Origin of the sequence: Mycobacterium sp. Marseille-P9652 (assembly GCF_902652685.1) — a bacterium.
Classification (GTDB): domain Bacteria; phylum Actinomycetota; class Actinomycetes; order Mycobacteriales; family Mycobacteriaceae; genus Mycobacterium.
This window is the reverse complement of record NZ_CACRUY010000003.1, coordinates 86033-105866: the sequence shown is the minus strand read 5'-3', so window position 1 is coordinate 105866 and position 19834 is coordinate 86033. Positions and strand designations below refer to the sequence as shown.

17 protein-coding genes are annotated in these 19834 nt (G+C 70.0%); 10 read left to right on the top strand and 7 right to left on the bottom strand.

Translation table 11 applies throughout. The features are described 5' to 3' along the window. Nucleotides 1-65: 65 nt before the first annotated feature. A complete protein-coding gene (locus GPY60_RS03170; protein WP_156686294.1) occupies nt 66-2291 on the top strand; it encodes an acyl-CoA dehydrogenase in 2226 nt (741 codons plus the stop codon). A 39-nt stretch (nt 2292-2330) separates the two neighbouring features. On the opposite strand, the gene GPY60_RS03165 is transcribed toward GPY60_RS03170, so the two are convergent. Continuing rightward, on the bottom strand, nt 2331-3503 hold the full coding sequence (locus GPY60_RS03165; protein WP_156686140.1) for a sulfotransferase family protein: 1173 nt from the start codon (nt 3501-3503) through the stop codon (nt 2331-2333). Then, entirely contained in the window at nt 3500-4591 is a 1092-nt protein-coding gene (locus GPY60_RS03160; RefSeq protein ID WP_231639275.1) for a DUF1214 domain-containing protein, read from the bottom strand. The genes GPY60_RS03165 and GPY60_RS03160 overlap by 4 nt, the downstream gene beginning before the upstream one ends. A gap of 241 nt (nt 4592-4832) precedes the next feature. Here GPY60_RS03160 and GPY60_RS03155 point away from each other — a divergent pair, with 241 nt between their 5' ends. From GPY60_RS03155 to GPY60_RS03130, 6 genes are read left to right on the top strand one after another with little or no spacing between them, the layout of a single operon-like run. Further along, the gene (locus GPY60_RS03155) at nt 4833-6182 is read left to right on the top strand and encodes an amidohydrolase family protein (RefSeq protein WP_156686137.1); all 1350 of its coding nucleotides are present in this window, start codon (nt 4833-4835) and stop codon (nt 6180-6182) included. 3 nt (nt 6183-6185) lie between these two features. After that, the gene (locus tag GPY60_RS03150; protein ID WP_156686135.1) at nt 6186-8516 is read left to right on the top strand and encodes a CaiB/BaiF CoA-transferase family protein; all 2331 of its coding nucleotides are present in this window, start codon (nt 6186-6188) and stop codon (nt 8514-8516) included. 1 nt (nt 8517) lies between these two features. Beyond that, nucleotides 8518-8841 (top strand): hypothetical protein, encoded by a 324-nt coding sequence (locus GPY60_RS03145; protein WP_156686133.1) that lies wholly within the window; start codon nt 8518-8520, stop codon nt 8839-8841. Continuing rightward, entirely contained in the window at nt 8831-9985 is a 1155-nt protein-coding gene (locus GPY60_RS03140) for a thiolase family protein (protein WP_156686131.1), read from the top strand. Before GPY60_RS03145 ends, GPY60_RS03140 begins: the two co-directional genes overlap by 11 nt. Continuing rightward, the gene (locus GPY60_RS03135; protein WP_156686130.1) at nt 9982-10410 is read left to right on the top strand and encodes a Zn-ribbon domain-containing OB-fold protein; all 429 of its coding nucleotides are present in this window, start codon (nt 9982-9984) and stop codon (nt 10408-10410) included. Before GPY60_RS03140 ends, GPY60_RS03135 begins: the two co-directional genes overlap by 4 nt. Beyond that, nucleotides 10407-11057: a PadR family transcriptional regulator gene (locus GPY60_RS03130; protein ID WP_156686128.1), complete on the top strand. Its 651-nt coding sequence runs from the start codon at nt 10407-10409 to the stop codon at nt 11055-11057. The genes GPY60_RS03135 and GPY60_RS03130 overlap by 4 nt, the downstream gene beginning before the upstream one ends. Here GPY60_RS03130 and fadD1 read toward each other — a convergent pair. The 3 genes from fadD1 to GPY60_RS03115 all read right to left on the bottom strand — a co-directional run bounded on the left by fadD1 (nt 10999) and on the right by GPY60_RS03115 (nt 14304). Then, nucleotides 10999-12633 carry a fatty-acid--CoA ligase FadD1 gene (gene fadD1 / locus GPY60_RS03125; protein WP_156686126.1) on the bottom strand — a complete coding sequence of 545 codons (1635 nt, stop codon included), beginning with the start codon at nt 12631-12633 and terminating at the stop codon, nt 10999-11001. The two genes, GPY60_RS03130 and fadD1, sit on opposite strands and share 59 nt — an antisense overlap. Before the next feature lie 11 nt (nt 12634-12644). Then, nucleotides 12645-13397, bottom strand: coding sequence for an SDR family NAD(P)-dependent oxidoreductase (locus GPY60_RS03120; RefSeq protein ID WP_156686124.1), 753 nt, complete (start codon nt 13395-13397; stop codon nt 12645-12647). A gap of 76 nt (nt 13398-13473) precedes the next feature. After that, nucleotides 13474-14304 carry an alpha/beta fold hydrolase gene (locus GPY60_RS03115; RefSeq protein WP_156686122.1) on the bottom strand — a complete coding sequence of 277 codons (831 nt, stop codon included), beginning with the start codon at nt 14302-14304 and terminating at the stop codon, nt 13474-13476. Nucleotides 14305-14368: 64 nt separating this feature from the next. Here GPY60_RS03115 and GPY60_RS03110 point away from each other — a divergent pair, with 64 nt between their 5' ends. Next, the gene (locus GPY60_RS03110; protein WP_156686121.1) at nt 14369-14974 is read left to right on the top strand and encodes a TetR/AcrR family transcriptional regulator; all 606 of its coding nucleotides are present in this window, start codon (nt 14369-14371) and stop codon (nt 14972-14974) included. 69 nt (nt 14975-15043) lie between these two features. On the opposite strand, the gene GPY60_RS03105 is transcribed toward GPY60_RS03110, so the two are convergent. Then, nucleotides 15044-15976 (bottom strand): extracellular catalytic domain type 1 short-chain-length polyhydroxyalkanoate depolymerase, encoded by a 933-nt coding sequence (locus GPY60_RS03105; RefSeq protein ID WP_370462642.1) that lies wholly within the window; start codon nt 15974-15976, stop codon nt 15044-15046. Between the two features lie 76 nt (nt 15977-16052). Here GPY60_RS03105 and GPY60_RS03100 point away from each other — a divergent pair, with 76 nt between their 5' ends. Both GPY60_RS03100 and GPY60_RS03095 read left to right on the top strand, forming a co-directional pair. Beyond that, nucleotides 16053-16502, top strand: coding sequence for a MarR family winged helix-turn-helix transcriptional regulator (locus tag GPY60_RS03100; RefSeq protein ID WP_156686119.1), 450 nt, complete (start codon nt 16053-16055; stop codon nt 16500-16502). A 64-nt stretch (nt 16503-16566) separates the two neighbouring features. Continuing rightward, on the top strand, nt 16567-16836 hold the full coding sequence (locus GPY60_RS03095) for a DUF4242 domain-containing protein (protein WP_156686118.1): 270 nt from the start codon (nt 16567-16569) through the stop codon (nt 16834-16836). 7 nt (nt 16837-16843) lie between these two features. Here GPY60_RS03095 and GPY60_RS27480 read toward each other — a convergent pair whose 3' ends face one another. Further along, nucleotides 16844-19753: an ATP-binding protein gene (locus GPY60_RS27480; RefSeq protein WP_156686117.1), complete on the bottom strand. Its 2910-nt coding sequence runs from the start codon at nt 19751-19753 to the stop codon at nt 16844-16846. Nucleotides 19754-19834 lie beyond the last annotated feature (81 nt).

The following is a 19834-nucleotide window of genomic DNA, read 5'->3' as shown; positions in this document are numbered from 1 at the left end:
GGTCCGTCTTGTAAGGGAGGATATCAGCCCGTGCGGCCCACGCTAGCCCCTTGGCGGCCCTGCGCATGACTTTGGGTCTGACCCCCGAGGAGCAAGACCTCGCCGACGCCGTCGAAAAGTTCGCCGCCCGGCACGCTCCCATCGCCGCCACGCGGGAAACGTTCGACGCGCTGGCTGCCGGGGAGCTGCCGGAGTGGTGGGATGCACTGGTTGCGAACGGATTTCACGCGGTCCATCTGCCGGAGGATGTGGGCGGACAGGGCGGCCGGCTGAGCGACGCCGCGTGCGTGCTGGAGTCGGCGGGCAAGGCGCTGCTGCCTGGGCCGCTGCTGCCCACCGTGTCGACGGGAGCCGTGGCCCTATTGGCCGACAACACCCCGAGCGCCGAATCGCTGCTCCGCGATCTCGCCTCCGGCGCACCCGCCGCGATCGTCCTCCCGGACGAAGGTGACTTCCGGGCGCGCGCCGCCGGGCAGAGCTGGCTGGTCTCGGGCACGTCGAAGGTCACACCGGGCGCCGCTGCGGCCCGCGCAGTCCTGGTCGGCGCCCGGGCCGAGGGCGACGACGTTGTGTGGATCGTTGTCGACACCGGAAGTGGCTCCGCAACAGTAGAATCCGTGTCCGGCACCGACCTCGTCGCCGACGTGGCCGTGCTGCGGCTGGCCGACTACGAGGCGGCAGCGTCCGACGTTCTCACCGGAATCGACCCGGACCGGGCCGCCGACGTCGTCGTCAGCCTGGTGGCCAGCACGACCGCCGGTATCGCGCAGTGGTGCGTCGACGCCGTCACCGCACACCTGCGCACCAGGGAACAGTTCGGCAAGGTGATCGGGACCTTCCAGGCGCTGCAGCACAGCGCGGCGATGCTGCTGGTGAACAGCGAGTTGGCGACCGCGGCGGCATGGGATGCGGTGCGCGCCGTGGACGAGCCCCCCGTCCAGCACCGCCTGGCCGCGGCCGGGGCCGCGGTGATTGCCGTATCGCCGATACCGGATTTGGTTCTTGATTCCCTGACGATGCTCGGCGCCATCGGTTTCACCTGGGAACACGACGTGCACTTGTACTGGCGTCGGGCCATCAGCCTGGCGGCGTCGATCGGTCCGGCCAATCGCTGGGCTCGGCGGCTGGGCGAACTGACGCGCACCCTGCAACGCGACATGTCGGTCAATCTTGGTGACGCCGAATCGGAGTTCCGGTCCTGGGTCGCCGAAACGCTGGATGCGGCAATGCAGTTGCGCAACGACAAACCCGCACCGAACGGCGACTACGAGCATCTGGCCACCGGGCCGCAGCGCACGCTGATCGCCGACGCCGGCCTCATGGCCCCGCACTGGCCGGCGCCGTGGGGCGTCGACGCGGATCCGCTCAAACAGCTCATCATCGACGAGGAGTTCGCCAAGCGGCCCGGGCTGGTCCGGCCGTCGCTGAACATCGCCGAGTGGATCCTGCCGTCCGTGATCGCGGCGGCGCCAAAAAACTTGCAGGAGAAGCTGATCCCGGCGACGCAACGCGGTGACATCCTGTGGTGTCAGTTGTTCAGCGAGCCGGGCGCCGGATCAGACCTCGCGTCGTTGACCACCCGGGCGACCAAGGTCGACGGCGGCTGGCAGATCAACGGTCACAAGATCTGGACCTCGCTGGCCCAGTACGCAGACCTGGGTGCCCTGCTGGCGCGCACCGACCCCGAAGCCAGCAAGCACCGCGGCATCGGCTACTTCATCCTCGACATGCGGGCGCCCGGGGTCGAGGTCCAGCCGATCAAGACCGCCACCGGGCAGTCACACTTCAACGAGGTCTTCCTCAACGACGTCTTCATTCCCGACGACATGTTGCTGGGCGGCCCGACCGACGGTTGGGGCCTGGCCATTTCGACGATGGCCGAAGAGCGTTCGGCCATCGGCGGATACGTCAAGTTCGACCGGGCGGTGGCATTGCGCGCGCTCGCGGCCGAACCCGGCCCGGAACGTGACGACGCCGTGCGGGCGCTGGGTGAACTCGACGCCTACGCCAACGCCATCCGCGCGCTCGGGGTTCGCGAGACCATCCGCCTGCTCGACGGGCAGGCGTCCGGCCCGGCGTCGAGCATCGCCAAGGTGGCCATGAACGTGCTGTTGCGCCGAACCTTCCAGGCCACTTTGCAGTTGACGGGTCGGGTGGCGATGGTGGCCGAGTCCGATCCCGCCATCGTGGAACCCTATTTGCATCTGCCCGCCGAGCTCATCGGCGGCGGAACCAGGGAAATCCAATTGAACATCATCGCCCAGATGATCCTCGGTCTGCCGCGAAAGTAGTTGAGCCGCAAGCGGCTCGGCCAGCGGAGCGGGCGCGGGCTACTTCAATTCCTCGGTCGGCACTCCGTACCGCTCCTGGTAGGCGCTGACCCGCTCCCGCACCTCGCCCGCGTCGAGCCCGGTGTCCGACCAGGTGTACCGGCCACGTCCCCCGTCGCCGGGGTGGGCGGCCAGGAAGTCGCGCATCCTCTGCTCGGTGCCGGGTAGCAGCTGGCGGCCGAGCCTTTCGTAGATGTGTCCGATCGTCGCCCACGGGTCGGCGACGAAATCGCGGTACAGCACGTCGATAACGCGGCCCTCGGGCACAACGCCGCTGTCGCGCAGCGCCATCGCGCGGTCGAGGCCGACGGCGATCTCCTCGTAATTCTGGGCCGCGCACTCGGCGATGTCGGACTCGTCGCTGGCCATCCGCCGCAGGTGGTGGGTGAGGGCGGCGATCGACGAGATGACGTTGAGCGGGTCGCGGTGCGTCTGGACGATCAGGGCGTCGGGATATTCGGCGAGCAGGTTGTCGAGGTGCCAGAGGTGCGCCGGCGACTTCAGCAGCCACTGACCCGGCACGCCGGACTGCAAGTGCTGCAGGAAGATCCGGTGGAAGCGGTAGGCGCCGGTGTGGTCGGCCTCGTAGAGCAGCCAGCGGTAGTAGCTCGGCAGGCGGTACTGCACCGAGAAGATCATGCTGGTGAACTCGCTGGCCGTGATGCGGACGCACTCCTGCCCCACCTGGGCGCCCATGGGGTGATACGCCAGGAAGCCCGGGACGATCTGCTCGGAGAGCTCGATGCCGGCCTGGGTCTGGGCGATGCGCGGGTCGGTCTCGTAGGTTTCGGGCTGCGGCACCGGGCACGGCGCGTCGACCTCCCACGTCAGCGGCGCCCGCAGGTCGGGATCCTGGGCGAGCAGGTCGTAGAGGATGGTGGTGCCGGTGCGCGGCTGGCCGACGATGACGATCGGCCGGGTGATCGGCTTGTCGGCGATCTCGGGATGTTGCTTGCGCCAGCCGATTACGTCGAGCCGGTTCTTCAGGGCGCGCATAACGTCGAGGTGGGCGATCTCCACGCCGATGGGCGAGAGCCGGGCCTCGTTGACGAGGCCCTCGGTGAGGCAGTGCAGCCCGGCCTGCCAGCCGTCGTCGCCGAAGTCGTCGAATCCCGTCTCCGCGCAGGCGGTGGCGACGAGCCGGTCGGGGTCGAATCGCGCCCGCAGCGTCACGCCGGATTGCCTTGTCGGCGAACCGATACCGTCACATCGGGCGGGGCGGGGTTGTCGAGCCAGCGCACCGTCAGGAACCCGCGCCGTCGGCCACCTGTGTCAAGCCAGTGGCCAAACCCGTAGTCGCGCTCCGAGACCGCGATGCGCACCCGACCGTCGGCGTCCGGGCGCACCGCCCGGTTGGTCACCGAACTGTGCCTGCGGCGCGGCTCGAGGCATTCGTGCCAGACGCTTTCCAGCGCGACATTCCAGTACCGCGTATCCGGCGGTTCGAGGTCGAGCAGCAGCGCCTCGCCGGGCTCGAGCCGGAAGGTGCCCATCATGTACAGGTTGTCCGGGGTGGTGTCGGCGGCCCCCAGGTCGGCGGCCTCCGCGGTCACCAGCGCGTTGGGACGGTCGAGGAGCTCGGGCTTGATGGTGCGGTGCAGCGTCAGGAGTTTCATCAGGGTCCACGCCATCGCGGTGAACTGGTCGGCGAGCTCGTCATCGGTGAGCGGTGCCACGGGGCCTGGGTCCAGGGCCTCGATGCGCAATGTGCCGAGTTGCTCCGCGGCCGCGTCGCCGATGTATTCGCGGACGACGACCGAGGACGCGTCCGCGGGGATCTCCACCCACTGCGCGCCGGCGAGGTCATCAGGCTCGTCCGCTGAAAGCACCAGCACGAACTCACCGTCGTCCACCACGAGGTCGACGTCGCTGAGGTAGTTCGCCATGCGCCGCGGTGTCAGGCCGGTGCCGGCGAGGATCTGGAACCCGAGGTAGGCGGTCGTGCCCCGGGTGCCGGTGATCCGGTAGCGCCGGTCGCCGCGGATCATGGCGAGGTAATAGTTGCCGTCCGGGTTGGGTCCGCCGACCATCCTGGTGTCCGAGCACATGTCGAAGAACGCCGGCCGGTCGGGATCGGCCTCGACGGACAGCTGCGCGCACAGCGACGACGTCCGCGCGATCACCCGCAGACCCTCGAGCAGCTCGCGCTCCGACTCGGCGTCCTCGGTCACGACTTTCGTGACGTCGGCGAGCATCTGCTGGAAGAACTGCCACGCGGCGAGCGATTTCGGGGCATCCCGAAACGCCTCATTCTCGGCCATGGACATATGCATAGACCATGGCCGGGCGTCGGGGCTACCCCTGACGGAAAAGAAACTATTAGTCCGCGGTCCCTACGCCGGGCGAGCGTGCCGGGTCATCGCACGAGTTCGCGGTGACGGTTATGAATCCCGCCAAATCACAGCCACAACGGCAATCTTGGCGTAGGAGGCGGCCGGCTGCCACCGCCGTTGACAGTGCGGCCGCACACATTGTCTACTAGTCCCCGACCGAGGGAGCGCCATGCACAAGGACGACCTGATCCTGATCAGCGTGGACGACCACATCGCCGAGCCGGCAGACATGTTCGACGCGCACGTTCCCGCGAAGTACAGGCACCTGGCCCCCCGGGTCGTCATCGAGCCCGACGGAATCCAGCAGTGGTATTACGGCGACATCCGCGGCCGGAACATGGGGCTCAACGCCGTCGCGGGCAAGCCGCGCGAGATGTACAACGTCGACGCCTCGCGGTACGACGAGATGCGGCCGGGCTGCTTCAACGTCGACGAGCGCATCCGCGACATGAACGCCGGGGGTCAGCTGGCCGGCTTGAACTTCCCCAACTTCCCGGGCTTCTCGGGCCAGGTGCTCAACCAGGGGCCCGACCGCGACGTCAACCTCGTGATGATCAAGGCCTACAACGACTGGCACGTGGACGAGTGGTGCGCGGCGCACCCCGGCCGGTTCATCCCGTGCGGCATCCTGCCGCTGTTCGACGTGGCCGAGGCCGCCCGCGAGGTCAAGCGGCTCGCCGACAAGGGCTGCCACGCGGTGACGTTCTCGGAGAACCCAGAGGCGTTGCAGATGCCGAGCATTCACACCAAGTACTGGTACCCGCTGTTCGAGGCGGCCTGCGAGAACAAGACGGTGCTGTGCACCCACGTGGGGTCGGCCTCGCGGTCGCCGATGGTGTCGACGGACGCCCCACCGAGCGTGATGATGACGGCCTCGTCGATGATGAGCATGTTCACCTTCACCGAACTGATCTGGGCCCAGTTCTACGCCGACTTCCCGGACATCAAGTTCTCGCTCACCGAGGGCGATGTCGGCTGGATGCCGTACTTCCTGTGGCGGGCCGAGCACGTCTACCGGCGTCATTCCGGCTGGACCCTGGCCAGTTTCCCGCCGGGCTACGCGGGACCGACCGACGTGTTCAAGCGCCACTTCTACACCTGCTTCATCAGCGACAAGGTCGGCGTGCGCAACATGGACTGGTTCAACGAGGACATGCTGTGCTGGGAGTCCGACTTTCCGCATTCGGACAGCAACTGGCCGTTCGCGCCCGAGGACGTGATGGAGACCATGGGCCACCTCGACGACGCGGTCATCGACAAGATCACCCACGAAAACGCCATGGCCGCCTACTCTTTCGACCCGTTCCGGCACATTCCGAAGGAACACGCCCGCGCCGGACAGCTGCGCGCCCAGGCCACCGACGTCGACGTCGTCACCCACGTCGGTCATCGGGCGAGCCAACGTGACCGCGACGCGTGGACCCGGATGACCCAGTTCGCGCTGCAGGCGCAGGGGTCGGCGCCGGTGACGGCGGAGGTGGCTGGCATCGCCGGGCGCGCGACCACGCTGGGCGACTGACCGGTGGAAGCCCAAGCGCCGTTCGCCGACTGGCGCGTGGTGGAGCTGTCCAACGGCATCCCGGTGTCGTACTGCGGCAAGATGCTCGCCGACGCGGGCGCCGACGTGGTGAAAGTCGAGTCAGGACGGGGAGATTCGATGCGGTGCTGGTCGGCGGGTGGGCCGCCTGGCGCCTTGTTCGCCTACCTCGCCGCCGGCAAGAAGTCGATTGTCAACCGCGACGAGGACGAGGTTGCGGCGCTGCTGCGCGGCGCCGACGTCGTGCTCACGGACCTGACCGACGGGTGGACCCTCGGTGACATCTCTCGGCGCACCGGCCCCGCCGCCGTGGTGGTCGCCGTGACGCCGTTCGGGACGTCGGGTCCCTACGTCGACCAGCAGCTCGTCGCCAACGAGTTCATCCTGCAGGCGCTGTGCGGGTCGATTCACGGCCGTGGCTGGCCCGGCGACGAACCGGTCCAGGCCGGGGGCCGCCTCGGTGAATGGCTGGCGGGCACGTTCGCCGCAGCCGTCGCGGCGGCCGCCACCCGGCACGCCCTGCGGACCGGCCGGGGCGAGGTCGTCGACGTTTCCACGTACGAGGCGATGGCCATTGCGATGGGCGGACTGTCGGCCATGTCGTCAAGCGTCCTGGGCGCGGATTCCCCTCTGCAGCAACGCAGCCTGGAGTTGCCGTCGATCGTTCCCACGGCCGACGGCATGGTCGGCTTCTGCACCATCACCGCCCAGCAATTCCAGGACTTCCTGGTGATGATCGACCGCGCCGACCTGGTCGGCGATGACGGGTTCGCGTCGTTCGACGGGCGGGTCGCGCGCCGCGACGAGTTCCTGGACATGGTCACCCGCTGGACCCGAAGGCGCACCACCGACGAAATAGTCGACCTCGCGGTGGCCTTCCGGATCCCCGTGGCGCCCATCGCGACCCCCGCCACGCTGCCCACGATCGACCACTTTGTCGAGCGGGGGGTGTTCGTCGAGCCGGGCAGCGGGGCGCTGCAGCCGCGCGTGCCCTATCGCAGCGACGCCATCCTCACCCGGCCGCCCGGCCATCCGCCCGCCCTCGGCGCCGACAACGGCCGCGTCCACTGGCCGCCGCGTGCGGCCCTAACGGAAACCGCTTCGGACGTACTCCCGTTGGCGGACATCCGGATCGCCGACTTCACCGCCTTCTGGGCGGGGCCGGTCGCCACCCAGCTGCTCGGCGCGCTGGGCGCCGACGTCGTCAAGATCGAGGGGGTGCGCCGGCCCGACGGGCTGCGGTTCGCCGGCGGCCGCCCGCCCACCTGGGACCGGTGGTGGGAGTGGGGCCCGGTCTTCTTGTGCAGCAACAACAACAAGCGCGGCATCACCGCGGAGCTCGGCACCGCCGCCGGGCGAGCGATCGCCCTGCGGCTCATCGCGGCAAGCGATCTCGTCATCGAGAACTTCTCGCCGCGGGTGATGGAGAACTTCGGACTGGAATGGGACACCGTGCGGGCGGCCAATCCCCGCGCCGTCATGGTCCGGATGCCGGCGTTCGGCCTCGACGGCCCCTGGCGCGACCGCGTCGGCTTCGCCCAGACCATGGAGCAGGCAACCGGAATGGCGTGGATGACGGGGCACGCGGACGGCCCGCCGGTGATCCCGCGCGGCGTGTGCGACCCGATCGCGGGGCTGCACGCCGCCTTCGCGGCGGTCGCCGCGCTGGTCGTCCGCGACCGGCTCGGCGTGGGCATGCGGGTGGAGGCGACGATGGTGGAGTCGGCGCTGAACGTGGCCGCCGAGATGCTGCTGGAGTACTCCGGCAGCGGAATCGAGCTGCGCCGCAACGGCAACCGAGGTCCCGGCGCGACTCCTCAGGGCGTGTATCCCTGTGCGGGTGACGACGAGTGGATCGCGCTGGCCGCCCTGGACGACGCCGCGCGAACCGGGTTGGCGACCCTGATCGGGGCTCCTCCTCTCGCCGAGTCGGAGTGGCGGGACCGCGCCGACGAGTTGGACAAGCTGATCTCGGCCTGGGCCGCCCGGCGCTCGCCGGCCGAGGCGGTCGAGGCGCTGCGCGGGCGCGGCGTGGCGGCCGCGCCTGTGACGCCGGCCGGGGCGCTGCTGACCGACCCACAGCTGCTCGCGCGCGGCTTCTGGGAACGGATCGACCACCCCGTGGCCGGATCCTTCCTGTGTACCGGCATGCCGTTCGCGTTCGCCGGCAGGCCGCGGCGCTGGATTCGCCGCGTCCCGCCGCTGTACGGTCAGCACACCGCCGAGGTCCTGACCGGCCTGCTGGGGCACGCCGAATCGGGCCTGGCCGAGCTGCACGAGGCCGGCGCGATCAGCAGCCGGCCCAGGGGCCTGTGACATGGCGGTCACCCTGTGCGTGCCGCCGCGCGCGGGCGAATTGTGCGCTGCTGTCCGGTTTTTGGTGCGCCAGGATTCGGTGGTGATGGAGTTGACCGCCCGCCACCGCATCACCGGCGTCGACTGGGACGAAGCCGAGCGCGCCGTGGCGATGGTCGTCGAGATCACCGATCCCGAAACCGCGCGCCCCGTGGACGTGCGAATCGACGTCGTAGAGGCCGGAACCGCGCCGGCCCGAGCCACCACGATCGGCCGCATCCGCCGGGACGGGCGGGACTACGACATCGTCGGCACCTATCTGGGGGTGGTCGCGGATGAAAACTAGAACGGCGGCGATCGTCGGCGTGCACAACACACGGCAGGGGCGACGCCTCGACGGTGAGACGTCACGAAGCCTGGCGCTGAAGGCGATTCGGGGCGCGCTCGACGACGCCGGCCTCACCCTCGACCACGTCGACGGGATCAGCGCCGGTCCGCTGTCGACCGCGCTGATCTACGACCTGCGCCTCGGGCCGGCCTGGCAGGGTCTCGGCTTCGGCGTCGGCATGATCACCGAGGCGGCCACGGCGATCGAGCACGGGATGGCGGACGTAGTGGTGCTGGTCGCCGCGCAGGCCGGCGAATACCGCGACCACCAGGCCACCGCCCCGTGGACCCGGCCCGAGAACGAGTTCGTCGCCCCCTGGGGCATGTTCACGGCGGCCGAGTTCGCCCTGATCGCGCGGCGGCACATGCACACCTACGGCACTACGCGGGAACAGCTTTCGCTCGTGGCCGCGACCATCCGCAACAACGGGTCGCGCAACCCCGAAGCGGTGTACTACCAGAGAGGCCCCTTCACGCCGGACGACATCACCGCGTCGCGGCCCATCGCCGAACCGTTCCACCTGCTCGACTGCGCGACCACCTCCGAGGGTGGGTGCGCACTGGTCGTGGCGAACATCGAGACGGTCGACACCGCGGGCCGGCCGATCTACGTGCTCGGCAGCGGCGCCGACTTCCACGGCCCGTCGTATCAGCACCCGCCCGCCTGGGACCTCGCCGGGCGGCGCGGCGATGACGTGAACGGCGTCGTCGGACGGCGCGCGGCCCAGTGCGCGTTCGCCCACGCCGGGCTGGGCCCCGGCGACGTCGACGTCCTCGAGCTCTACGACCCGTTCTCGTTCGAGATCATCCGGCAGCTCGAGGCTTTCGGATTCTGCGGGGACGGCGAGGGCGGTCCGTTCGTCGCCGATGGCCACATCGCCATCGACGGCAGCCACCCCATCACCACGGACGGAGGCACAATGTCCTTCAGCCACGCGGGCTCCAATCCGCAGATGATGCAGCGGGCCATCCGGGCCGTGCAGCAGCTGCGCGGTGAGGCCGGTGACCTGCAGGTGCCCGACGCGCATATCGCGTTGTGCAGCAACGGGGGAGCGGGCGCCCTGTTCACCACGGTCCTGATCCTGGGAGACGAACCGCGATGACCGCGCTCCGGCCCCAGCGGGGCCCCGTTCCGCACGCGAGCAGCCAGCTGAGCGTCCCCTTCTGGGACGGCTGCCGGTCCGGGGAACTGCGCTACCAGCGCTGCGCGGACTGCGGCGCGTCGAACTTCCCGCCCACCGAGCACTGCCGGCAGTGCCTTTCGTCAGAGGTGCGCTGGACGCGCAGCGACGGCCTCGGCGAGGTGTACAGCTGGACGGTGGTGCACCGGCCGGTGACCGCGGAGTTCGCACCCCCCTATGCGCCGGCCATCGTCACCCTGGACGAGGGCTACCAGATGCTCACCAATATCGTGGGCGTCGCGCCCGACACGCTGAGGATCGGCATGCGCGTGCGGGTGGAGTTCCACGCCGTGGGCAATGACGTGACTTTGCCCTATTTTCAGCCCTACTTCACCGGGTCACCATGAGCCGCAACCGCTTCGGCGACGACCTGCCGGTCACCGCCTACCTCGTTCTGGGCGTGCTCGCGGCCAACGACGAGCAGCTCACGGCCGGCGAGATCAAGACGCGTGCCGAACTGTCGGTGGGCCACTTCTACTGGTCGCCGTCGGTCAGCCACGTGCGGCGCGAGCTGAGCCGATTGCAGGACCGCGGCCTGGCCCGCGAGACCGGAGTCCAGTCCGGCAAGCGCGCCATCACAGTGTACGAAACCACCGATGAAGGACTCGACGCGTTGCGCCGCTGGCTCCAGTACTTCCCGGAGCAGGAGCGCGTCGTCATCAAGCACCCCGTCATCCTGCAGACGTGGCTCGCGCGCGGCGAGAACCCCGAACACGTCGTGGACCTCCTCGACCGGCATCTCGAGGCGACGCGGGCCCGGCTGGACGAGGCGCTGTGGTCGCGGCAGCGCTCGCGCGATCTCGGCATCACCGACGACCCGGAGCAGCGCTTCTCCCTCGCGGTGCTCGACTACTCCATCCGCGGCCTGTACGCGGAGATCTCGAACATCGCTCAACTGCGCGACGAAATCGCTTCGGGCACAACGCAGGATCCCGTCAAACGGGTGCGACGGCCGAAGGGGCAGATCCGGCGCCGGACACCCCGCGATCCGTAGCGTCCCGATATGCCGTGCCGCGGGGTTCGCGCTCCCACAGCGTCTCACCGTGCGGCACCCCCGTGCCCTCGGCGGTCAGCTGGCGCTTGAGCACCTTGTGGGTGGCGGTGCTGGGCAGGTCGGCGGCGAGGCGGACGTAGCGGGGGCGCGCCTTGGGGGACAGGTCGGGCTGCGCATCGAGGAAGGCTTCGAACTCGTCGGGGCCCAGCGTGCGGCCCTCGTTGAGCACGATCGCCGCCATCACCTGGTCGCCCACCCGTTCGTCGGGGACGGCGTACACCGCGACCCGGTTTATTGCGCTGTGCCGCAGCAGGATCCGCTCGATCGGCGCCGCGGCCAGGTTCTCGCCGTCCACCCGCATCCAGTCGGCGGTGCGGCCCGCGAGGTAGATCCAGCCGTCGGCGTCCTTGTACGCGAGGTCCCCGGACCAGTACATGCCGTGGCGCATCCGTTCGGCGTTCGCGTCGGGGTCGTTGTAGTACCCGGTGAAGAAGCCCGACCCCATCGTGTTGACCAGTTCGCCCACCGCTTCGTCGGCGTTGGCCAGCGCGCCCCGATCGTCGAAGCGCGCGATCGCGCACTCGGTGACGGTGTCGCTGTTGTAGACGGCGACGCCGTCGACACCCCTGCCGATCGAGCCCTTCGGCGTCCCCGGCTCGCGGATCACGATGACGGCGTTCTCGGTCGAACCGAAGCCGTCTTCGACCTGCACGCCGAAGCGGCGGCTGAATTCCTCGATGTCCTTGTCGTTGGCCTCGTTTCCGAACGCCACCCGCAGCGGGTTGTCGGCGTCGTCGGGGCGCTCGGCGGTCGCGAGGATGTAGGCGAGCGGTTTGCCGACGTAGTTCATGTAGGTGGCGCCGTACCGGCGCACTTCGTCGAGGAACTGCGTGGCCGAGAACTTCGCCGGCACAATGGCGGCGCCGGACACGACCGCCGGCGACCACCCCGCCACGACGGCGTTCGAATGAAACAGGGGCATGGACACATAACAGGTGTCCTGCTGGGTGAGGGCGAACCGCTCGACCAGACTGAGTCCGGCGAATGTGGCCATCAGGTGAGACACCTGCACCGCCTTGGGGTTTCCGCTGGTTCCCGAGGTGAAGATCATCATGAACGCGTCCATCGGCGTGACATCCCGATGCGGGACGAAATCACCCGCGCCGCCGAGGAATTCGGTCCACTGCGGCGTCGAGGCGTCCAGGATGCGGGTGCCGCCGAGGTCGAGCCCCTCGAGCAGCGGCCAGTGTTCGGCGTCGGTGACCACGAACTGGCAGTCGGCGCGGCGGACGTCGGCGGCCGGCGCCTCGCCGCGCCGGGTCGTGTTCAGGCCGCACAGCACGTAACCGCCCAGCCCGGCGGCCGCCATCTGGGCCAGCATCTCGGGGGTATTGCCCAGCAGCACGCCGACGTGCATCGGCCGGTCGCGGTCGGCGGCGTCGATCAACGCCGCGGCCCGGGCCGCCGCCTGCGCCAGGTACTCGGTCCAAGACCATTGCACGTCATGGTGTTTGACGGCGGTTGCCGGGTCGGACATCCGCTTGCGCAGCAACGCCTGGATCGTGTCGTCGGTCATCGGCGTAAACCCTACCCACCCACCATCATCAGGCCGCCGTCCACGGCCAGCAGCTGCCCGGTGATGAAGCCGGATCCTTCGCCGGAGAGGAACACCAGCATCGGGCCGACGTCGCGCGCGGGGTCACCGAGCTTCCCGCCCAGCGGGATCATCATCTGCATCTGCTGGTCGATCAGCGCACCGGCCTCGGGCCCGAGGAACTCCCGGAACCGGTCGGAGCCGGGCGTCTGCACCGCCGGCGCCAGCGCGTTCACGGTGACCTTGTCGGCGGCCCAGGCCTTGGCGGCAGATCGCGTCCACGCCTGCACGGCGCCCTTCGTGGCGGCGTACACGGCCGAGATCGGGCTGCCCATAATGGCTTCCGACGAGCCGAAGTTGATGATCCGGCCGCCTTGTCCCTTCATGACGGCATACGCGGCCTGGTTGGTGAGGATCGTGGCCTTGACGTTGGTGTCCAGCAGGAACGAGATGTCGTCGGCGCCGATGTACCCGGGAATGCCCGCCTGCCACAGCCCGGCGGCGTTGACCAGAACGTCGAGGCCGCCCAGCCGATCGGCGGCTTCGGCCACCATTGCGGCTACGGCGTCGGGGTCGCGGACGTCGCAGCGTAGCCAGGTGGCCGCGAGCCCCTCGGGCGGCTCGGTGTTGTGGTACGTCGCGGCGACGTGGGCGCACGCCGCGGCGAGCACCTCGACGGCGGCCGCGCCGATACCGGTCGCCCCACCGGTGACCAGTATCCGTCGGCCGTGTAGTGGTGTCTGCATGCCCGCGAGCGTAACGCCAGGGCGAGATTTCGCTCGATTCCCGCCGTGGCGTCACGCCCGCGAAGTGCGAACCATGCTAGGCGCGCACCGCGACCGCGGAGAGCAGGTCGGCGAGGCGGTCCGGCTGGTCGAGCATCGAGAACGTGCGCGCTCCCGCGATCACTTCCAGGCGCGCGCCGGGAATGATGGCCGCGAGCCGCCGGCCGTCCTCCTGTTCGAAGAACACATCGCCGGCCGACCAGGCGACGAGCGTCGGCACGCCGACCTCGTGCAGGCGGGCCGCCACCGCGGTGGTGACCTCGGTGCGCAGCGACAGCGTGAACTGGCGCAGGTCCTCGGTGATCGCCGGGTTCGACAGCCCCGGCCGCACCCATTCCTCGGTCAGGGAGTCGATGTTGGTGTGCGCGAGGCCGTCGAAGGCGCGCTTGCGCGCGGCGGGCACGCGCATGGCCTGCGCGACCGCCTTGAAGGTCGTCTTGGACTTGGCCGCCAGGATCACCGGCTTGAGGACCGGCGGCGGGAAGTGTTCGAACGCATCGCAACTCGTGAGCACCAGCGCCCCGAGACGCTCGGCGTGATGGACGGCGACGAGTTGGGTGACCACCCCGCCGGTGTCGTTGCCGACGAGCACGACGTCCCGCAGGTCGAGGGCGGCCAGCGTCTCGGCGACGATGCCGGCCACGCCCGCGATCGTGCGGTCCGCGCCGCGGCGCAGTGGTTCGGGATGCGCCCCCAGCGGCCAGGTGGGAGCGATGCAGCGCAACCCGCGACCGGCGAGTCGTTGGCTTACCTCGCGCCACAATTGGCCGCCCATCATGTAGCCGTGGACGAACACCACCGGTCTGCCGGATTCGGGTCCGGTTGCTTCGTAATGGATGGTTCCGGCACTAATGTCGATCGTCGGCATGGATGCTCCCAGGTCGGATGTATTTACAAACAGGCTGTCTGTTCGTAAGTTACCAACAGGTTGTATGGAAAGCAAGAGACGGACCCAGGAAGAGCGCTCCGCGGCGACGCGGGGCGCCTTGATCGCGGCCGCGCGCCGGCTGTGGGGCGAGCGCGGGTACGCCGAGGTGGGGACGCCCGAGATCGCCACCGCGGCGGGCGTCACGCGTGGGGCGATGTATCACCAATTCGCCGACAAGGCAGCGCTTTTCCGCGACGTGTTCGAAGCGGTGGAGCAGGACGTGATGGCCCGGATGGCCACGGTCGTAGGCGGGTCGGGAGCGACGACGCCCACCGACGCCATCCGGGCCGCGGTCGACGCGTGGCTCGACATCTCGGGCGATCCGGAGGTGCGCCAGCTGATGCTGCTGGATGCCCCCAGCGTGCTGGGCTGGGCCGGGTTCCGCGAGATCGCGCAGCGGTACAGCCTGGGCATGACCGAGACGCTGCTGAGCGAGGCGATCAAAGCGGGTGAGCTGGCGGACCAGCCGGTGCGGCCGTTGGCGCACGTCCTGATCGGCGCGCTCGACGAGGCGGCCATGTACATCGCCGCCGCGGAGGGCCCGGATCGCGCCCGACGCGAGACCGGCGAGGTGCTGCACCGGCTCATCGACGGGATGCTGCGCGGGTAGGGGCCGCCCAACGTCGACCTGTTGCCGCCCGGAGCGCCAATTCACCGCAACAAGTCGACGTTCGGCGAGTCAGTGCGTATGAGCGAAGAACTGCCAGATCGTGTCGGTGGCGTCGAGCGCGGTCGAGGGGGCCGGGATGCCGGCGAGTTCGGCCAGCGGGCTCGGGTCGCCACCGGGCCACTGGTGCCCCGCGCCGGCCACCGCGATCAACTCCACCGTGCGCCCGCCCGGGCAACCCGCCGTCTGAGTGGTCACGCTTCCCGCCGTGCTCGACGTCGGCGCCCCGCAGCCGTCGATGGCCCGCCAGGTGGCGTTGACCGATTCCACCGAGGGGCCGTCGACGCGCGGATTCCCGTTAATGGCAAAGGCTTTCCCGGGTCCGCCGCCGTAGGGCACCCGATCGTCGGCCGTGCCGTGGATCTGGAGAACCGACGTCGGCCGCGCCTGCGAGCAGTCGGTGAGCAAGGTTCCGGCCACCGGGGCGATCGCGGCGAAGCCGTCGGTCTGGCATGCCAGCCGCAACGCCATCATCGCGCCGTTCGACATCCCGGTGGCATAGACGCGCGCGCGATCGATCGGGATCTGCTGTTCGATCGACCCCACCATCGCGGTGATGAAGCCGACGTCGTCGGCATTCGTGCGCTGCGGCTCGCCGCAGCAGGTGCCGGCATTCCACGCGCGGTTGAGGCCGTCGGGGTAGGCGACCAGGAAGTGCCCGGCGTCCGCCTCGGCGTCCCAGTGATACGAACGCTCGGCCTGTGCGCCGTTGCCGAATCCGCCGTGCAGCATCACCACCAGCGGGGCCGGCTCGGGCAACCCCTGCGGCCGGTACAGGTGGAAGGTCCGTGCCGCCCCACCGGCCTGGAGCGTCTGGCTCGACTGGCCGACCGGAATTCCCTGCGCCCCAGGCGTTCCCGACGCGTGGCCACCGAGGCAACCGCCGAGCGCGACGGCCAGGACCGGGACGAGGAGGGCGGCAATTGCCCGAACGCGAGCTCCCATGCAAGCCATCGTGGCACCCGCGGAGCAATTTGACAAGCAACTTGTCAATCATCCCCGGCGTGGCACACTCGTCGGCATGCGACGTGTTGCGGACGCCGAGTGGGAGCCCACCGTCCCGGCCCTGGTCAACCTCGTGGCCGCCGCCGGGGTGCCCCGCCTGAGAGCGGCCCTCGAGGCTGCGGGGCTGGACAACATCAGGCCGGCGCAGGCGGTCGCCTTGGTGCCCCTGGCGCGCGGGGGGATGCACGCGTCGGACCTGGCGGACCACCTCAACGTGAGCCGTCAGGCCGTCGCGCAGGGGGTGGCCGCGCTGGAGCGCCACGGCTACGTCGTCCGTGTGCCCGATCCGGCCGACGCGCGGGCGCGCATCATCGAACTGACGCCCCGCGGCCGCCAGGCCTTGCGCGTGATGCGCTCGAATGCAACCACTCTCGAAAACCGGTGGAACGAAGTCCTCGGCGAACGCCGATTGGCCCAGCTGCGGGAGACCCTGCGGATGCTGCTTGCCGCCGAACCGGGTGAATAAGTCGCTGGTCCGATCCGTTGAACACGGCGTAGGTTCGACGCAAGACAGCGACAAGGAGCCCGCCGTGCCCATCTTCATCGTCGAGCGCACCTTCGCCGAAGAGCTCGACCCGAACCTCGAGCTCACCGACGGGATCAACCGGATCAACGACGACGAGGGCATTCGCTGGATGTACTCGTTCCTGTCGGCGGACAAGCGCAAGACGTATTGCCTCTACGAGGCCCCGTCACCGGAAGCCATCCGCACCGCGGCCGCGCGCGCCGGGCTCCCGGCCGACGTCGTGGTGGAGGTGCGGGACCGCCTCATGCCCGACGGGGCGTTGTCCGAGATCTGAGCGCGGCCTACCCCAGCAGTTCGCGATCGGCGGCGTACATCGCCGCCTGCGTGCGGTTGGCGGCACCCGTCTTGGTGAGGATGCTGCGGACGTGGTTGGCCGCGGTGTTGGTGCTGATGAAGAGGTGCTCGCCGATCTCCCGGTTGCTCAACCCCTCGGCCAGGAGCCGCAGCACCTCCACCTCCCGGTCCGTGAGGCCATCGGGTCCCTCGGCGACCGTCGCCACCAGCGGCTCCGTCAGTTCGACGATGCGCGCCTGCCCGATCGGCGCGGCGAGGCCGCGGGCCTCACCGGCCAGTCGCCGGGCATCCCCCGCCTGCCCGCGCGACGTCGCGTACCAGGCCTGCCGGGCCAGCGTCTCGGACACGTGGACCACCGACCCCATCCGCCGGTCCATCTCGAGCGCGGCCGCGAAATGGCTTTCCGCCGCGTCGTTGTCACCGCACAACCCCGCCATGCGGGCCAGGTAGCGGTCGGCGCTGCCGAACAGGGCGACGAACTGACCGGCCACCAGGTTCGTGCCGGCGTAGCGGGCGACGAACGGCCGCAGCGCGTCAATCGCCTCGCGATCGCTCAACTTCAGCGCGGCCTCGACCATGAACACCAGCTCCATCGGCCACTGCGCCTCGTCGGTCCGGTCGGCCAGGTTGCGGTTGAGCAGCTGACCGAGTGCGCGGCGCATTCCCCGTTCGCACTTGAGCTCGGTGTAGAGCGCGAGCAGGCCGGGCACCCAGCGGCCGGCGAACGTTTCGCTGCCGTCCACGAACGCGCCGAAGCGTTTGAGCGCGGCGGTCTCGCGACGGATCATGAACATCTGGACGCCGTTCGAGCCCTCCACGTCGTCCGCCCCGAACAGATCGCCTGTGCGCAAGGCGATGTCGGCCCACCGTTCGGCGCCGGCGAAGTCGCCGCGCAGGTAGGCCAGCGCCTGCTCCATGCACGCGCCGACGAAACCGAGGGTCGGTTGCCCGCACGACTGTGCCGCCCGCCGCATGTCGGCGGTCGACGCGGCCAGGTCGTCGGGCCGCCCGTCCAGATAGCTCACCATCGCGCGGAAGTGCGACGCGACACCCAGCGCCTCGTGGTCGCGCCGCGAGAGCGCCATCCGCGACAACTCGGCCGACCGTTCCACCTGGACGTCCACCATCTCCGGCGTGAGGCCGTGCCACATGCCGGTGGCCAGGGTGTGCAACAGAATCGCCGGATCGCCGATCGCCCGCGCGCACTCGATGGCACGGTCGCCGACCTCCCGCCCGCGGGCGGCTTCGCCGGCGAAGGCCAGGGCGCGCCCGAAATTGCCGAGGGCTGCGACGTAGCGCGGGTCGTCGGAGTTCAGCCCGCTCGATTCCAGCGCCGCCGCCAGCAGGTCGGCGGCCCTCGAATCCGCTTGTCCGCGGCGCCAGTTCGCGTCCTCGTAGCCGACGGCGGCCTCGAGCCGGATGAGCGGGTCCGCCGTGGCGCTGACGCGCTCGTAGATGGAGCGCACGCGGGCGAAGTCGCCCGCGCGCACATGGTTCGCCGCGGCCCGCATGCTCAGCCGGGCCCGGTCGGTCATGGTCAGTTCCGGCAGCGACGCGGCGCGTTCGAACCACTTGGCTGCGACCTCGTAGGCCAGGCTCTGCTCGGCCATCGACGCCGCCTGGCGCGCGTAGCGCAGCGCCTGCTCGTGGTAGCCGAGGACGTGCGCGCGCAGGTAGTGGTTGGCCAGGCGCGGCACGAGTGACGGGTCCCCGCGGCCCTCGAGCGCCTCGGCGGCGCGCGCGTGCATGATCCGCAGCCGCGACGCGGCCATGCCCTCGACGACGGCCTCGCGGGTCAGCGCGTGCACGAACGTGAATTCGCCGTCGGAGTCGTCGACCGGCCGGATCAATCCCAGACCCTCGGCGGAGTCGACGGCCGCCAGGGTCGCGGTCAGATCGGCCTCGCCCGCGGCGATGAGCGCGGGCAGATCGAACGATTCGCCGAGCACCGCCGCCTGTTCGATGACGCCCCGGACGGCGGGTCCGAGACCGACGAGGCGGCGGGCGATGGCGTCGCCGATCGACGCGGGAACGGTCGGCTGCGCGCTGAGAGTGGCGATGCCGCCGCGGGATTCGAGCTCCTTGACGAGTTCGGTGAGAAAGAAGGGGTTGCCGCCGGTCTTGTCCCGCAGCAGCGCCGCCGCCGTGCGGGCCGCCGCGGCCGGCAATTGACCAGTGCGCGAGACGAATTCGGCGATCGCGTCGGTGTCGAGGCCCGCGAGGTCGATGCGGCGGACGCCGTCGAACCGGTGCAGTTCGGCCAGTCGGGTGGTGAGGTCGTCGGAGCGGTCGGGCTCGGTGTTCCGGAAGGTGGCCACCACCAGCAGGCGAACGTCGGCGCACCCGATCAGCACGTGTTCGAGCATCGCGAGGGTGGGCAGCTGCGCCCAGTGCAGGTCCTCGAGGATCAGGGCGACGGGCCGGTCGACCGCGAGGCGGCGCAGGAGCCCGGTCACCGCGTCGAAAAGCGCGAGGCGAGCCCCGCCGGCGTCCTCGAGCGGACCGGCGTCGGGGAGGTGCCGGTCGACGTTCGCCGACAGGCGCCGCAAATGGGGTCCGGCGTCGGCCAGGGGCGCCGCGAGGGCACCGGGCGGGGCGGCCGCCAGCAGCGAGTGCAGCGCCGCGGCGAAGGGGGCGTACGGGACGTCCGCGTCGGCCGTCGAGCTGCCCACCAGCACGGCTACGCCGTGGTCGGCGAGCGTCCCGGCCACCTCGGCGGCCAGCCGCGTCTTGCCCGCCCCCGGTTCCCCGCCGAGGAAGACCGCCTGGCGGTTGCCGGTTTGTACCCGTTCCCAGACCTGTTCGAAGGCGGCCAGTTCCGCGGCCCGGCCCACGAATGAGCCGCGCCGGCGTGTGTTCAGCTCGACCGGGAGCGGCGGTGGCAGCCACTGCGCCATGCCCTCAAGGTAACGGCACCGGTATGTGCAGGTCGATAGTCATTTCTGACTATCGTGGAGGGGTTCGCAATTGCCTCGTTG